Genomic DNA, 15,442 nt, shown 5'->3' on the forward strand with positions numbered 1-15,442 from the left:
ACCCACGCCCCCCCCCCCCCGTTCGCAACGATCTCAAACCTAATCGATAAGAAACTAGTTGGTATTGCCTTTGATATCCCACTGATACATAAGCCACGGGCTAATACGCCTCCGCCAAGTAAAAAGCCGTTCCTAGACGGTTGGTTGGGCGCTGACAACGATAGTGGCTATACAAATGTGCCTTTCTATGGGGAGGAATCCATACCTAGGGAAGGCAAATCCCAGCCAAATTTCGTGTTCCCCCGGAAAAAACCAAATCCCGCTCCTAACGCGCAACCAGATCTCGGTACCGGCATAAGTAAATCTGGTATAAGAGACGACTCAAGGCTTGCTGCTACAGGAATGCTCATCTTCGGTGGTGCTATTGGCGCCGTCGGGGGTGCCATTTATTACATATCAAAAAAAATCAGAAATGATTGAGTCCAGTCTTTGCCAGGCTAGTGTAATAGCGGGCAGAAAGGGCCAAGCTGATTTGGACCTTGCGGCGAATTTCAACAACGCGCCTATGGCGACAACATTTTCCGTTTTTTCCACTTACCTGTAGGACGTTTCTGAATTACAGTCACAAGCCGCTTAAGCCATTGCGATGATCTGGGTTGGGCTCTAGTCTCGGGCGGTCGCTGCGAAATCAGCGACCGGCTTTGACAGGCCGCACTCGTCAACCACATGGCTTTTGCCGTTATGGCAGCTGTGCATGGGGCACTCATGTGCGCCGGGTTTTGGTTGACCTACCGGTCTGTCAACCCATGTCCAGCTGCCTCCTTCTTGTTTGACAGCAGACCGGTGGTGGCATCACTTAGAGGTCATCCAGCATGCTTAAGATCGTCCCCGATCCACCCCACACTTACCATTCCCTAGAAGACACACTCATCCAGGCCGCGGAGTACGCCCTGTGCGCGCAAACGGTCGCGCAGCAGGCGGTGCTGCTGCAGCCCAAGTCGCCAGGCTCGGTACTGATCATGGCGACGATGCATGAACTCGAGGCGTTGCGAGCGCTGCTTGAGGCAGCCTTGATCCAGGCCCAGTTGCCTTCTGAGCCGCGGACGTTGCATTAAGTGCTTCAAGCCTTGCGTTGCCTGAGCTGGCCTCTTCGCGGCAAAGCCGCTCCCACAGGGATTTTGCGCTCGGCTTTGCGCCTGTGACGAACCTGACCTGTGGGGGCGGGTTCACCCGCGAAGAGGCCGGAACAGGCGCAGCTAAGTTCAAGGGAATAAACAATGACAACAGAAAACACCAAACCCAATACCACCGTTGGCAAAACCATGTTTTACCAAGGCGAAAACAATACCCACGCGTTGTTCTGCATCGCCCCAGGCATCCCTTGCCAGGATGCACGAGAACAAGCGTCGGAACTGATGGGCTATGTGCGGGATTTGACCATTGACGGCCTGATGGACAACAAACCGCAGTTGCTCTGGGCTTCACATTATCTGAGCGCGTTGGCCAAGGCGCTGATGGATGATGCTGAGTTGGGGATGATGCGCTAAGTGATGGGTTGGCAGGGCTGGCCTCTTCGCGGGCACGCCCGCTCCCAAAGGTTTCGTGTGAGGCTGTAAAACTAGTATTTCTGCCAGTATCAAAATCCCTGCCGCTGTTCACAATGGGTATCAAGCGACCTCCATTCATCCAGCACGGTAGGGACTTGAACAATGAGCAAAGCATCAAACAGTACGCTGTTCTTCTACCAGGGCAACAAGCTCGTCACAGTGAAAGAAGGCGCTCACCATCGCGCAATCTTACGTAATGCGGAACAACCGCTGGCAGAGCTGAGTACAGACGACACCAAAGCCGGCGGCCCGCTGGCAACCGATCAGATGGGCTCGGTGCTTGCCGTGCAAGGCTCAGTCAAGCAGCCATAAAAAAGAGCCCCTCAAGATGAGGGGCTCTTTGTTACATCACGCGATCAAGCAGCGCCCCACATCTTGTGCGGGTCGATCACAAACTTCTTCGGCACCCCGGCATCAAACTCGCCGTACCCTTCCGGCGCCTGGTCCAGGTTGATCACCTGCACGCCCACCACTTCGGCAATGTTGATGCGGTCCCACATGATCGCCTGCATCAGCTGGCGGTTGTATTTCATGGTGGGGGTCTGGCCGGTGTGGAAGCTGTGCGACTTGGCCCAGCCCAGGCCGAAGCGGATGCTCAGCGCGCCGATCTTGGCGGCAGCGTCCACCGCGCCCGGGTCTTCGGTCACGTACAGGCCCGGGATACCGATGTTGCCGGCTACGCGGGTAACCTGCATCAGCGAGTTCAGCACGGTGGCCGGGGCTTCGTGCTTGGCACCTTCATGGCCATGGCCGCGGGCCTCGAAGCCAACGGCGTCAACGGCGCAGTCCACTTCCGGCTCGCCGAGGATATCGACGATCTGCTCGTGCAGCGGGGTGTCCTTGGACAGGTCGACCACTTCAAAGCCCTGCGACTTGGCGTGGGCCAGGCGGGCCGGGTTGAGGTCGCCGACGATGACGCAAGCGGCGCCCAGCAGGCGCGCCGAGGCAGCGGCGGCCAGGCCGACCGGGCCGGCGCCAGCGACATACACGGTGCTGCCTGGGCCTACGCCGGCAGTGACGGCGCCGTGGTAGCCGGTTGGCAGGATGTCGGACAGGCAAGTCAGGTCACGGATCTTCTCCATGGCCTTGTCGCGCTCGGGCAGTTTCAGCAGGTTGAAGTCGGCATAGGGCACCAGCACGTATTCGGCCTGGCCGCCGGTCCAGTCGCCCATGTCGACGTAGCCGTAGGCACCGCCGGCGCGGGCCGGGTTGACGGTGAGGCACACACCGGTGTGCATCTCTTTGCACGAGCGGCAACGGCCGCAGGCAACGTTGAACGGTACCGAAACCAGGTCGCCGATCTGCATGCGCTCGACGTCGCTGCCTTTCTCGACGATTTCACCGGTGATTTCATGGCCCAGAACCAGGCCGACCTGGGCAGTGGTGCGGCCGCGGACCATGTGCTGGTCGGAGCCGCAGATGTTGGTGGAGACCACTTTCAAGATCACGCCATGCTCGATTTTCTTGCCGCGTGGGTCCTGCATTTTCGGGTAGTCGATCTTCTGCACCTCGACCTTGCCGGCGCCGAGATATACCACTCCACGATTGCCAGACATGCTCTTACCTCGCTTGATTTTTATTTATGCAGCGGTGGTTGAACGCGCCGCCATCCTTGGGCGGCATGTGTTTCTGGATGAGGGGAATTGTGGGCCTGATGGGGCCGGGTGCACTGACTGGGAGCGACAGGGAGATGCCATTTAGCGGCAGGTTTGTCGATGGAAGGTATGGGGGCAAACAGAGGTGCTGGCCTGTACCGGCCTCCTCGCGGCTGAAGCCGCGCCTACAGGTAAAGCACAGCCTTCGAGGCCTGTGATATCCCTGTGGGAGCTGGCTTGCCGGCGATCACCGGCGTAGCCGGTGCCATACACCGCGTCGCCTGCTTCGCGGGCTTGCCCGCTTCCACAGGTAGTGCGCTGGCTTTGAGTTCACGCAATACCTGTAGGCCGGTACAGGTTATTACAGAACCACAGTCCGGTTGGCGTTGAGGAACACCCGCCGCTCGATGTGATACCCCACCGCCCGCGCCAGGGTCAGGCATTCGATGTCGCGGCCCTTGGCGATCAGGTCTTCCGGGTAATGGCTGTGGTCCACCACCTCGACGCCCTGGGCAATGATCGGCCCTTCGTCGAGGTCGTTGTTGATGTAGTGCGCCGTGGCACCGACCATCTTCACGCCCTTGTTGTAGGCCTGGTGATAAGGCTTGGCGCCCTTGAACCCGGGCAGCAACGAGTGGTGGATGTTGATCGCCCAGCCATCCAGGCGCCGGCACAGCTCAGGCGACAGCACTTGCATGTAGCGCGCAAGAATCACCAGCTCGGCACCGGTTTCCTCGATGACCTGCAACACCTTGCGCTCTTGCCCAGGCTTGTCCTTGGGGTCGAGGGCAAAGTGGTAGTACGGGATCTTGTGCCAATGCGCCAAGGGTTCGAGGTCGGGGTGGTTGGACACCACCGCGACCACGTCCATGCCCAGTTGGCCAATACGCTGGCGATACAGCAGGTCGTTCAGGCAGTGGTCGGCCTTGGACACCATGATCACCACTTTGGGGCGGTGATTCGGGGCGGTCAGCTCGAACACCATGCCGAACGCTTCGCCGCGCTCGGCAAGGCCGGCGCGAAAGCCGGCTTCATCGAAATCGTCCGGCTGGCGAAACTCCACGCGAATGAAGAAACGCCCCGACTGCCGGTCGTCGAAGGAGTGGTGCTCCGTCACGTAGCAGCGCTGCTCGAAGAGGTAACGCGTCACCACGTCGACGGTGCCGAGCATGCTCGGGCAGTCGGCGGTGAGAATCCAGGTATCCGGTGCCCGACTCATGTTCTGCGCTCCTTAAGCCTCGATGCTCAGGCCGTACTCGGCCGAAGCGTCCTGCAGCCACAGCCACCAGTAGTCGGCGAAGCTGCGGCGAATCACCAGTTCCCAGGTGTCTTCGGCAGTACGGCGGATCACCAGTTGCGACTTGGCGAACACGGTACCGACGGCCTTGCCCACCGGGAAGTTGTTCGGGTGAACATCATAGCTGGTGGACTTCATCAGCACTTCACGTACATGGGGGCCGCGCAGTTCCAGCAGGCTTTGCCCGCCGCTCACATTGACCACCTGGATGTGCTGGCCTTCGAGGGCTGCACGCAGCTTTTGCTCGACCGCCAGTTCCTGGCCGCCAGGCACGATCAGCAGCCACTCATCGGGGCCGACCCATTGCAGCGACGTGTCGCCGTTGGCCACCACGGTCAGGGCTACAGGCAACTCCAGGCCCAGGGCCTTGTGTACACCCGCGGCGAATTCCGGGTCATGGCCATCGCCGCGCAGGGTCAGGTGGCCGAGAAACTTCTTTTCGCGCAGGGTTACGCCTGCGTTCTTGCGGCCTTTGCCAACCAGGCTGGCCAGGTCGGCGTGGTGCAGTGGCGACTGGGCTTTGGCCTCGGCGCCGGGGTTTTGCTGGAAGACGTTGATAGCGCTCATTTCTTACCTGCCTTGAATTCTGGTTCGTCGATGCGACGCAGCGTTTGTGTTGGGGCTACCGGCCCTGTCGCCGGCAAGCCAGCTCCCACAGGGAACTCACCAACCTTCAAAGCTGCATCGATCCTGTGGGAGCTGGCTTGCCGGCGATTGGGCCTGGCCTGCCCCCACAGGGCCCGGAGTCAAACGTTCTGCCGCTCACCCTTCGGATCGAAGAACACCGAAGACACGATTTCCGCCTCGATCACGCTGCCATCCGCCTGCGGCGAGTAGACGCGCTCGCCCATGCGTTTGAGGCCGCCTTTGACCACACCCATGGCGAACGAGTAGCCCAGCGAGTTGGACGCATAGCTGGAGGTCACGTGGCCAACCATGTCCATCGGGATCGGCTGCTTGGGATCGAATACCAGTTGGGCGCCTTCCGGCAGCCACTTGGTCGGGTCGATCGGCTTCAGGCCCACCAGCTGCTTGCGGTTTTCACGCACGCAGTCTTCGCGGTTCATGCCACGCAGGCCGATCCACGAGAACGGCTTGTTGCGGCCCACGCACCAGCTCATGTTCAGGTCGTCCGGGTTCATCGAGCCGTCGGTGTCCTGACCGACGATGATGAAGCCCTTCTCGGCGCGCAGAACGTGCATGGTCTCGGTGCCATACGGGGTCAGGTTGTACTTCTTGCCCGCCTCGATGATCTGTTCCAGCACGCCCATGGCGTAGTTGGCCTGCACGTTCACTTCGTACGACAGCTCACCGGTGAACGAAATACGGAACACCCGGGCCGGTACACCGCCTACGTTGCCTTCCTTCCAGGTCATGAACGGGAAAGCTTCCTTGTCCATGTCGATGTCGGTCAGCTCGCTGAGCAGCTTGCGGCTGTTGGGGCCGGACAGGGTCATGGTGGCCCAGTGGTCGGTGACCGAAGTGAAGTACACCTTCAGCTCTGGCCATTCGGTCTGGTGGTACAGCTCCATCCACTGCAGCACGCGGGCCGCGCCGCCGGTGGTGGTGGTCATGATGAAGTGGTTGTCGCCGACGCAGGCGGTTACGCCATCGTCGAAGACCATGCCGTCTTCCTTGCACATCAGGCCGTAGCGGGCCTTGCCCACGTCGAGCTTGGTCCAGGCGTTGGTGTAGATGCGGTTGAGGAACTCACGGGCATCCGGGCCCTGGATGTCGATCTTGCCCAGGGTGGAGGCGTCCAGCAGGCCCACGCTGTCACGCACGGCCTTGCATTCGCGGGCCACGGCAGCATGGATATCTTCACCGGCCTTGGGGAAGTACCACGGGCGCTTCCACTGGCCGACGTCTTCGAACTCGGCGCCGTTCTTCACGTGCCAGGCATGCAGGGCGGTGAAGCGTACGGGCTCGAACAGGTGACCACAGTGGCGACCCGCTACCGCGCCGAAGGTGACCGGCGTGTAGTTGGGGCGGAACATGGTGGTACCCATTTCCGGAATGGTAATGCCGATGGAACGGGCGGCAATGGCCAGGCCGTTGATGTTGCCCAGCTTGCCCTGGTCGGTACCAAAGCCCAGCGCGGTGTAGCGTTTGACGTGCTCGACCGACTCGAAACCTTCACGGGTGGCCAGTTCGATACCGGCGGCGGTCACGTCGTTCTGCTGGTCGACGAACTGCTTCGGCCCTTTGGTGCCCTTGTCGTGCGGTACCAGGAACAGCGCCACGGTGGCCTCTTCCTTGCGCGCAACGGTTTTCGGCAGGGTGCCAACAGTGGCCTTGAAACCGGCTTCGGTGGCCGCGCGAACGCCGCCTTCGAAACCATCGGCAATCACATCGCCCAGGGCGTAGACGCCGTTGATGCCACCCACGCATTCGCGTTTTTGCGGCGCATCGCCCGGTACGAAACCGAGGATGTCGTCACGCCATACCGGGCGACCGCCCAAGTGCGATGCCAGGTGAACGATCGGGCTGTAACCGCCCGAAGAGGCGATCAGGTCGCACTCGAGGATTTCGCCAGGGCTGGTGACCTTGTGCGCCTGCACATCGATCGCCGCCACACGGGCGCCGGTCACGTGCTTGCTGCCCTTGGCCTCGATCACGGCACTGGAGGTAAGGATACGGATGCCTTTGGCACGCGCTTCTTCAACCAGCGAACCACGCGGGTTGTGGCGGGCATCGGCAATGGCGACCACTTGCAGGCCGGCATCGTGCCAGTCCAGCGCCGCGCGGTAGGCGTGGTCGTTGTTGGTCGACAGCACCAGCTTGCGGCCCGGGGCCACGCCGTAGCGGCGTACGTAGGTGGACACGGCACCGGCCAGCATGTTGCCCGGCACGTCGTTGTTGCCGTACACCAGCGGGCGCTCGTGGGCGCCGGCAGCCAGTACCACGCGCTTGGCGCGCACACGGTGCACGCGGTGGCGTACCTGGCCGATCGGGGCGCGGTCGCCCAGGTGGTCGGTGAGGCGCTCGTGAATGGTCAGGAAGTTATGGTCGTGGTAGCCGTTGACCGTGGCACGTGGCAGCAGGGTCACTTCCGGCAGGCCTTCCAGCTCTTTGACCACGGCGCTGACCCATTCGGCGGCAGGCTTGCCGTCCAGGGTTTCGCGGGTATCGAGCAGGCTGCCGCCGAACTCTTCCTGTTCGTCGGCCAGGATCACCCGGGCACCGCTGCGCGCGGCGGCCAGTGCTGCTGCCAGGCCAGCAGGGCCGGCACCGACGATCAGCACGTCGCAGTGCTGGTTCATGTAGTCGTAGCTGTCCGGGTCGTTCTGCAGCGGTGCACGGCCCAGGCCGGCTGCCTTGCGGATGTACTTCTCGTAAGTCATCCAGAACGATTTTGGGTACATGAAGGTTTTGTAGTAGAAGCCCGGCGGCATCATGCTGCCGCCGACCTTGCCCAGGATGCCCATGACGTCGTTGTTGACGTTCGGCCAGCCGTTGGTGCTGGTGGCGACCAGGCCTGCATACAGCGCCTGCTGGGTGGCACGCACGTTGGGGATCTGGGTGGCTTCGCTGGAGCCGATCTGCAGGATGGCGTTCGGCTCTTCGGTACCGGCGGCGATGATGCCGCGGGGGCGCGAGTACTTGAAGCTGCGGCCAACGATGTCGACGCCGTTGGCCAGCAACGCGGCGGCCAGGCTGTCACCGGCATAACCCTGGTAGGTCTTGCCGTTGAAGGTGAAGTTCAGGACCTTGCTGCGGTCGATACGGCCGCCGCTGGCGAGGCGATAGGTCTGGCTCATACTTTTTCCCCTTGGCCTTTGACGGCGGACGGTGCGCTGGCGGCTTTACCGTTGGCGGTCACTTGCGGCTTTTCGCCAATCTTGTAGGTTTCCAGAATTTCGTAGGTCACGGTGTCGCGGGTGACGTTGAAGTACTGGCGGCAGCCGGCAACGTGGTCCCACAGTTCGTGGTGAATACCGCGTGGGTTGTCACGGTAGAACATGTAGGTACCCCACTCCTCGTCGGAGCAGGCAGCCGGGTCCAGCGGGCGGGCGATGTGCGCCTGGCCAGAGGCGTGGAACTCTTCTTCGGAACGCAGCTCGCCGCAGTGGGGACAGAAAATATGCAACATGACGGTGTCTCCGGTTAGTGGGCGACGGCGGCGGCGCCGTGTTCGTCGATCAGTGCGCCGTTGTAGAAGCGGTCCATGGAGAACGGCGCAGCCAGTGGGTGCATTTCGCCCTTGGCCAGGCTCGCGGCAAAGACGTTGCCCGAACCCGGGGTCGCCTTGAAGCCGCCAGTACCCCAACCGCAGTTGAAGAACATGTTCTTGACCGGGGTCTTGGTGATGATCGGGCAGGCGTCCGGCGAGGTATCGACGATGCCGCCCCACTGGCGGTTCATGCGAACGCGCGACAGGTTGGGGAACATTTCGACGATGGCTTGCAGGGTATGCTCGATCACCGGGTACGAACCGCGTTGGCCGTAACCGACCCAGCCGTCGATACCGGCACCGATCACCAGGTCGCCCTTGTCGGACTGGCTGATGTAGCCGTGCACGGCGTTGGACATGATCACGCTGTCGATGATTGGCTTGATCGGCTCGGACACCAGGGCTTGCAGCGGGTGCGATTCGAGCGGCAGGCGGAAGCCGGCCAGCTTGGCCATGTGCCCCGAGTTACCGGCGGTGACCACGCCGACGCGCTTGGCGCCGATGAAGCCCTTGTTGGTTTCCACGCCGATGACGGCACCGTTTTCCTTGCGGAAACCGATCACCTCGGTTTGCTGGATCAGGTCCACACCCAGGGCGTCGGCGGCACGGGCAAAGCCCCAGGCCACGGCGTCGTGACGGGCCACGCCGCCGCGGCGCTGCACGGTGGCGCCAAGGATTGGGTAGCGGGTGTTCTTCGAGCAGTCCAGGTAGGGGATTTCGGCCGCGACCTGGGCGGTGTTCAGCAGCTCGCCATCCACGCCGTTCAGGCGGTTGGCCGATACGCGACGCTCGGAGTCACGCATGTCCTGCAGGGTGTGGCAGAGGTTGTACACGCCGCGCTGGGAGAACATGACGTTGTAGTTGAGGTCCTGGGACAGGCCCTCCCACAGCTTCATGGCGTGCTCGTACAGGTGGGCCGACTCGTCCCACAGGTAGTTGGAGCGCACGATGGTGGTGTTACGGGCAGTGTTGCCACCGCCCAGGTAGCCTTTTTCGATCACGGCCACGTTGGTGATGCCGTGTTCCTTGGCCAGGTAGTAGGCCGTGGCCAGGCCATGGCCGCCACCGCCAACGATCACCACGTCGTAGACCTTTTTAGGGGTCGGCGTGCGCCACATGCGCTGCCAGTTCTCGTGGTGGCTGAGGGAGTGTTTGAAAAGGCCGAAGCCCGAATAGCGTTGCATTGTCGTTTACTCCACTCAGCGGTAAACAGGGAAATCAGCGCACAGCGCCGCGACGTTCTTCGCCACATCGGCTTCCACGTCTGCGTCACCGAGGTTGTCGAGGATGTCGCAGATCCAGCCGGCCAGGGCCACGCACTGGGTGACCTTGAAGCCGCGGGTGGTGACGGCCGGGGTGCCGATGCGCAGGCCCGAGGTCACGAACGGCGATTGCGGGTCGTTCGGCACGGCGTTCTTGTTGACGGTAATGTGCGCGCGGCCCAGGGCTGCGTCGGCATCCTTGCCGGTGAGGCCCTGACGGATCAGGCTGACCAGGAACAGGTGGTTGTCGGTACCGCCGGACACCACGTCATAGCCACGGTCGATGAACACCTGGGCCATGGCCTGGGCGTTTTCGATCACTTGTTGCTGGTAGGCCTTGAAGCCAGGTTCCAGGGCTTCCTTGAAGCACACGGCCTTGGCGGCGATCACGTGCATCAGCGGGCCGCCCTGGGCGCCCGGGAAGACCGCGGCGTTGAGCTTCTTCTCGATCTCTTCGTTGGCCTTGGCCAGGATCAGGCCACCACGCGGGCCACGCAAGGTCTTGTGGGTGGTGGTGGTGACCACATCGGCGAACGGGATCGGGTTCGGGTACAGGCCAGCGGCGACCAGGCCTGCCACGTGGGCCATGTCGACGAACAGCAGTGCACCCACTTTGTCGGCGATGACGCGGAAGCGCGGGAAGTCCAGGGTCTTGGAGTAGGCCGAGAAACCGGCAACGATCATTTTCGGCTTGTGCTCGACGGCCAGGCGCTCGACTTCGTCGTAGTCGATCAGGCCAGTATTGGTGTCGATGCCGTATTGCACAGCGTTGTACAGTTTGCCCGAGGACGACACTTTGGCGCCGTGGGTCAGGTGGCCGCCGTGGGCCAGGCTCATGCCGAGGATGGTGTCACCAGCCTGCAGCAGGGCCAGGTAGACAGCGCCGTTGGCCGACGAGCCGGAGTGCGGCTGAACGTTGGCGTAGTCGGCGCCGAACAGTTGCTTGGCGCGCTCGATGGCCAGGGCCTCTACCTTGTCGACGTGCTCGCAGCCGCCGTAGTAGCGCTTGCCTGGGTAGCCTTCGGCGTATTTGTTGGTCAGGCCGCTGCCTTGGGCCTGCATCACGCGCTTGGAGGTGTAGTTTTCCGAGGCGATCAGCTCGATGTGGTCTTCCTGGCGCTGCTCTTCGGCATTCATCGCCGCCAGCAGTGCATCATCGTAACCCTGGATCTGGTCTTGCTTGCTGAACATCGTGTATCTCCCGGCAGCGATCGTTTTTTGTCGTGGGGCACTGCGGCCCTTTGTGGCGATGTTATGACTGGGCGGGGTAGGTCAGATGCCTGCGCACGCCTTGCAATGGCGCGTTTACGACATTCGTTTTTTTGCCGTTGCTGCCGGCCCGTTCGCGGGCATGCCCGCTCCCACAGGTATGGCGGTGTTCTGAGGGCTTGAGGTAACCCTGGCGGAGCGGGCTTGCCCGCGAAGCGGCCAGCACAGGCAACCCAGCAACCGACTGTTGCACAGCTTGTATAGGCAACCGCCGAATCGATGGTTTAGAGTGCTGATCTGCGTCGTTCACAGGACAGTAGTGTCATGACAGACAAGAGCCAACAATTCGCCAGCGACAACTATTCCGGCATCTGCCCCGAAGCCTGGGCGGCGATGGAGAAGGCCAACCACGGCCACGACCGCGCCTATGGCGACGACCAATGGACCGAGCGCGCGGCCGAGTACTTCCGCAAGCTGTTCGAAACCGACTGCGAAGTGTTTTTCGCCTTCAATGGCACTGCCGCCAACTCCCTGGCCCTGGCCTCGTTGTGCCAGAGCTACCACAGCGTGATCTGCTCCGAGACCGCCCACGTCGAAACCGACGAATGCGGCGCACCCGAGTTCTTTTCCAACGGTTCCAAGCTGCTGACCGCAGCCAGCGTGCACGGCAAGCTGACGCCGGCGTCCATCCGCGAAGTGGCGCTCAAGCGCCAGGACATCCATTACCCCAAGCCCCGCGTGGTCACCATCACCCAGGCCACCGAGGTCGGCACGGTATACCGCCCCGACGAACTCAAGGCCATCAGCGCCACCTGCAAGGAACTGGGCCTTAACCTGCACATGGACGGCGCGCGCTTCACCAATGCCTGCGCGTTCCTGGGCTGCAGCCCGGCGGAGCTGACCTGGAAGGCCGGCGTCGACGTGCTGTGCTTTGGCGGCACCAAGAACGGGATGGCGGTGGGCGAGGCGATCCTGTTCTTCAACCGCCAGCTGGCCGAGGACTTCGGCTACCGCTGCAAGCAGGCGGGGCAGCTGGCGTCGAAAATGCGCTTCCTGTCGGCGCCGTGGGTGGGGCTGCTGGAAGGTGGCGCCTGGCTGCGCCATGGCAGCCACGCCAACCAGTGCGCGCAGCTGCTCGCATCTTTGGTGAGTGATTTGCCGGGGGTCGAGCTGATGTTCCCGGTGGAGGCCAACGGGGTGTTCCTGCAGATGCCGGAACACGCCATTGAAGCACTGCGGGGCAAAGGCTGGCGGTTCTATACCTTTATTGGCAGCGGCGGGGCGCGGTTCATGTGCTCGTGGGATACCGAGCAAGAGCGGGTGCGTGAGCTGGCGGCGGATATCCGCAGCATAATCACCGCCTGACAGCTTGCATTCGCGGGCATGCCCGCTCCCACAGAGTTACCGCCGCCTTCGAGCGCTGTGCATTACCTGTGGGAGCGGGCAAGCCCGCGAAGAAGCCAACCCCAATCTAAAGTTTGAACCCACCCATCTGCCGCGCCAGGTCATCAGCCAAGCTACGCAACGCCTGACATTCCTCCCGGCACCCTTGCACCTCGGCCGCCGTCTCACGCGCCAGATCGGAAATCCCCTGCACCGTGCGATTGATTTCCTCGGTCACTGCCGACTGCTCTTCAGTCGCCGTAGCCACCTGGTGGTTCATGTCGCTGATGTGCTCCACCTGATCAGTAATCGCACCCAGCGACGCCCCTGTACGCTGGCTCGCTTCCACCCCGGTGCCCGTCGCCTGTTGCCCTGCCTGCATCGAAGTCACCGCTGAACCTGCCCCTTGCTTGAGGCGCTGGATCATCTGCTGCACTTCATCGGTGGACAACTGCGTGCGCCGGGCCAGGGTCCGTACTTCATCGGCGACCACGGCAAAACCGCGTCCCATGTCCCCTGCCCGCGCAGCTTCGATGGCGGCATTCAGCGCCAACAGGTTGGTCTGCTCGGAAATACTGCGGATTACCGCCAATACTTCATCGATCGAGGCCACTTCATCAGCCAACTGGCTGACCGCATCGGCGGCCTTGCCAATGTCGCCCGACATGCCCTCGATGCCCCGCACCGACCGCTGCACCACCTCGCGCGCCTGCAATGCCTCATCCCGTGCCGCCTGCGACGCTTGAGCTGCCTGACCGGCGTTGCGCGCAATGTCCTGCACGGTCAGGCCCATCTCGTGCACGGCGGTGGCGACCATTGCGGTCATGTCTTGCTGGCGCCCAGAGCGCTCGGCGGTGTTGTCCACTACCTGTGTCACCTGCTCCACAGCCCGGTGCAGGCGCTCGGAAGTATTCAGTACCTCGCCGATCAGGTCGCGCTGGCTACCCTGGAAGCGGTTGAAGCCACGGGCCAGGTCGCCCAGCTCATCCGGGCGTGAGTCATCCAGGCGCTGGCTGAGGTCGCCCGCACCGCTGCCAATCTGCACCAGCGCAGCGGTGACGCGCCGCAGCGGCCGCACCAGGCCGCGTGCCAGCAACACCACCAGCAGCAACGATACCAGGGCCACGGCGCCACCACTCAGGCTGGTCAGCCATACTGCCTGTTGCATGGGGGCGTAGATTTCCGCTTCCGGCACTTCGGCGACCAAGGTCCAGTTCAGGTCACGCAAAGGCAAGCCAAAGGCCAGGTATTGTTCGCCGTCACGCACGAAGCGGCCGCTGCGCAGGCTGGCGCCGCCGCTCATTACCGCCTTGGCGGCCTGGTCGCCAAGCTGCTCGCCGAGCTGGCGCTTGCCACTTAACGCTGCTTCCGGGTGCACCTGGACAAGGCCATCGTTGCGCACCAGAAATACCTTGCCATGCTCGCCGAAACTGAAGTCGTGGATCAGTTTCGACAGCTCGGTCATTTGCAGGCCCATACCGGCCACGCCGACCAACCGGCCGTTCTTTTCCACGCGGTAGTCGATGAACAGCGCCAGCTCGCCCGTAGAGCCGTCGACATCGATGTTGATGAACCGCTCGGCACCGCTGTCGACGTAGCCGTAGAACCAGCTGTCCTTGGGGTTGCTGCGGTCGAGGGTTCGGTCCAGGCCATTTTCGTTGTAGTAATGGCCGGTTTCGGTCGCCACGAACAGGGTGGTGAACGCCCGGTTGCGCTGCTTGGCTGCCGTGAGGTATTCGAGAAACTGCGGGACCTGGGCGGGGTCTTCACCGGCGGCAAGCCAGTCGCGCAGCAGGGTATTGCCGGCAATGTCCGCCGCTGCCACCAGCGGCTGGCCCAGCATGTGTTCGATTTCGTTGCGGATGGCCTCGATGCTGGCCGGCAGGGCGGTGTCCACCAGGTAACGCTCGGTGAGGCGATTGAGCGCCACGGTGAAGATGATGACCACCACCAGGATGCTCGCCAGCAAGGCACCACCCATGCTGGTTATCAATTGCCACTGGATGCTCTTGCGCCAGAAACCCATGCCCTACCCCCCGCAACATTATTGTTTTGCGAGAAGTGTATACACTTGAGTATTCAGTTAATCCAGTCGTTGGGGACAATGCACTGGAACTTGGGGCTGCTTTGCAGCCCATCGCGACACAAGGCCGCTCCTACAGGGGTCGGGTCAACCTGTAGGTGCGGCCTTGTCTGGCGGAGGGGCGCGCAGCGCCCAAAGGACCGATCAGGACTCTGCGATTGTGCGGACGATGGCATCCACGGTCGCGTCGATCTGCGCCTGGGTGCGCGCCAGGGTTTGCTGGTGTTCTTTCTGCAGCTCGACCTGCCTGGAGCAAAGGTTGAGGGCAGCCAGTACCAACAGCTTGTCACCGATCAATGTCGGGTACTGGCGCTTGGTTTCGTTAAGGGCAGTGTTGAGCATCCGTACCGCCTGGGCCAAGGTTTCTTCCTGGCCTTCGGGCGCCTTGATCGAATAGTCGATGCCGAGAATCGACACGACATTGATCGGCTGCTCTTGCAGTCTCATGCGCCGACAACGCCCGCACTGGCGCGCTCAACCAGGGCCTGGATGCGTGCGGCGGTGGCGCCGTTCTTTTCTTCCTGCTCCATCAGCGACAGCTGCAGGGTTTCGTTTTCTTCCTTGGCCTGGGCCAGTTCCTGGCCAAGGGCGGTGTTCTGCTCGGCAAGTTGAGCGTTCTTCTGCATCAGGTCGCTGACCAGTTGCTCGATTTGATTCAGGGAAGCTTCCAGCATGGGTCTATCTCAGGTTGTTGCGAGGGGCGCACACGATAAAGAAAACTGCCGCCCATCGCCATTAAATATCGGATTCACAAGGTTGCTGACCCGCAGATTGACAGAGGAACCACCCCCTTGTTCCGACCTGGGTCAACCGCCGGTCAGGAAATGGTTAGCGCCCTCATAATTATTTCGCAGCCGCACTCAAGACTCGGCGGCCACGACCGATAGCCCGG

The 15,442-nt window shown here is 62.2% G+C and carries 15 protein-coding genes and 1 pseudogene; 5 read left to right on the forward strand and 11 right to left on the reverse strand.

Translation table 11 applies throughout. The features are described from left to right. The 4 genes from DMX12_RS29620 to DMX12_RS13770 all read left to right on the forward strand — a co-directional run. The coding region (locus tag DMX12_RS29620; protein ID WP_218277983.1) for a hypothetical protein at positions 1-420 on the forward strand (420 nt) is incomplete at its 5' end. Between the two features lie 392 nt (positions 421-812). Then, on the forward strand, positions 813-1,055 hold the full coding sequence (locus DMX12_RS13760; protein WP_009682550.1) for a hypothetical protein: 243 nt from the start codon (positions 813-815) through the stop codon (positions 1,053-1,055). 162 nt (positions 1,056-1,217) lie between these two features. After that, entirely contained in the window at positions 1,218-1,487 is a 270-nt protein-coding gene (locus tag DMX12_RS13765; RefSeq protein WP_110678121.1) for a DUF3077 domain-containing protein, read from the forward strand. Positions 1,488-1,649: 162 nt separating this feature from the next. Beyond that, positions 1,650-1,859, forward strand: coding sequence for a hypothetical protein (locus DMX12_RS13770; protein ID WP_110678123.1), 210 nt, complete (start codon positions 1,650-1,652; stop codon positions 1,857-1,859). Positions 1,860-1,903: 44 nt separating this feature from the next. On the opposite strand, the gene fdhA is transcribed toward DMX12_RS13770, so the two are convergent. The 7 genes from fdhA to DMX12_RS13810 form a co-directional block, all read right to left on the reverse strand. Beyond that, positions 1,904-3,103: a formaldehyde dehydrogenase, glutathione-independent gene (gene fdhA / locus DMX12_RS13775; RefSeq protein WP_009683378.1), complete on the reverse strand. Its 1,200-nt coding sequence runs from the start codon at positions 3,101-3,103 to the stop codon at positions 1,904-1,906. A gap of 400 nt (positions 3,104-3,503) precedes the next feature. After that, positions 3,504-4,361: a formyltetrahydrofolate deformylase gene (purU, locus tag DMX12_RS13785; protein WP_009683377.1), complete on the reverse strand. Its 858-nt coding sequence runs from the start codon at positions 4,359-4,361 to the stop codon at positions 3,504-3,506. Positions 4,362-4,373: 12 nt separating this feature from the next. Then, complete coding sequence (locus tag DMX12_RS13790; RefSeq protein ID WP_009683376.1) at positions 4,374-5,006, reverse strand: sarcosine oxidase subunit gamma; 633 nt, start codon at positions 5,004-5,006, stop codon at positions 4,374-4,376. Between the two features lie 179 nt (positions 5,007-5,185). Next, complete coding sequence (locus DMX12_RS13795; RefSeq protein WP_110678125.1) at positions 5,186-8,200, reverse strand: sarcosine oxidase subunit alpha; 3,015 nt, start codon at positions 8,198-8,200, stop codon at positions 5,186-5,188. Next, entirely contained in the window at positions 8,197-8,532 is a 336-nt protein-coding gene (locus DMX12_RS13800) for a sarcosine oxidase subunit delta (RefSeq protein ID WP_009683373.1), read from the reverse strand. Before DMX12_RS13800 ends, DMX12_RS13795 begins: the two co-directional genes overlap by 4 nt. A 14-nt stretch (positions 8,533-8,546) precedes the next feature. Further along, positions 8,547-9,797 (reverse strand): sarcosine oxidase subunit beta family protein, encoded by a 1,251-nt coding sequence (locus DMX12_RS13805; RefSeq protein ID WP_003255680.1) that lies wholly within the window; start codon positions 9,795-9,797, stop codon positions 8,547-8,549. 15 nt (positions 9,798-9,812) lie between these two features. Further along, on the reverse strand, positions 9,813-11,066 hold the full coding sequence (locus DMX12_RS13810) for a serine hydroxymethyltransferase (RefSeq protein ID WP_110678127.1): 1,254 nt from the start codon (positions 11,064-11,066) through the stop codon (positions 9,813-9,815). 342 nt (positions 11,067-11,408) lie between these two features. Between DMX12_RS13810 and DMX12_RS13815 the strand changes: the two genes are divergently transcribed. Further along, a complete protein-coding gene (locus DMX12_RS13815) occupies positions 11,409-12,449 on the forward strand; it encodes a low specificity L-threonine aldolase (protein ID WP_054906170.1) in 1,041 nt (346 codons plus the stop codon). Between the two features lie 106 nt (positions 12,450-12,555). On the opposite strand, the gene DMX12_RS30315 is transcribed toward DMX12_RS13815, so the two are convergent. From DMX12_RS30315 to DMX12_RS13830, 4 genes and pseudogenes are all read right to left on the reverse strand, one after another. Beyond that, positions 12,556-13,293: a methyl-accepting chemotaxis protein gene (locus DMX12_RS30315; protein WP_371928264.1), complete on the reverse strand. Its 738-nt coding sequence runs from the start codon at positions 13,291-13,293 to the stop codon at positions 12,556-12,558. 126 nt (positions 13,294-13,419) lie between these two features. After that, positions 13,420-14,493, reverse strand: a pseudogene (locus DMX12_RS30320) (cache domain-containing protein); the annotation flags it as partial. Positions 14,494-14,694: 201 nt separating this feature from the next. Continuing rightward, positions 14,695-14,997: a cell division protein ZapA gene (locus tag DMX12_RS13825; protein ID WP_029886391.1), complete on the reverse strand. Its 303-nt coding sequence runs from the start codon at positions 14,995-14,997 to the stop codon at positions 14,695-14,697. Then, positions 14,994-15,224, reverse strand: a complete 231-nt coding sequence (locus DMX12_RS13830; protein WP_009683367.1) for a hypothetical protein — start codon at positions 15,222-15,224, stop codon at positions 14,994-14,996. Before DMX12_RS13830 ends, DMX12_RS13825 begins: the two co-directional genes overlap by 4 nt. Positions 15,225-15,442: the final 218 nt, after the last annotated feature.

The organism is Pseudomonas sp. MB-090624 (assembly GCF_003205245.1).
Lineage (GTDB): Bacteria > Pseudomonadota > Gammaproteobacteria > Pseudomonadales > Pseudomonadaceae > Aquipseudomonas > Aquipseudomonas juntendi.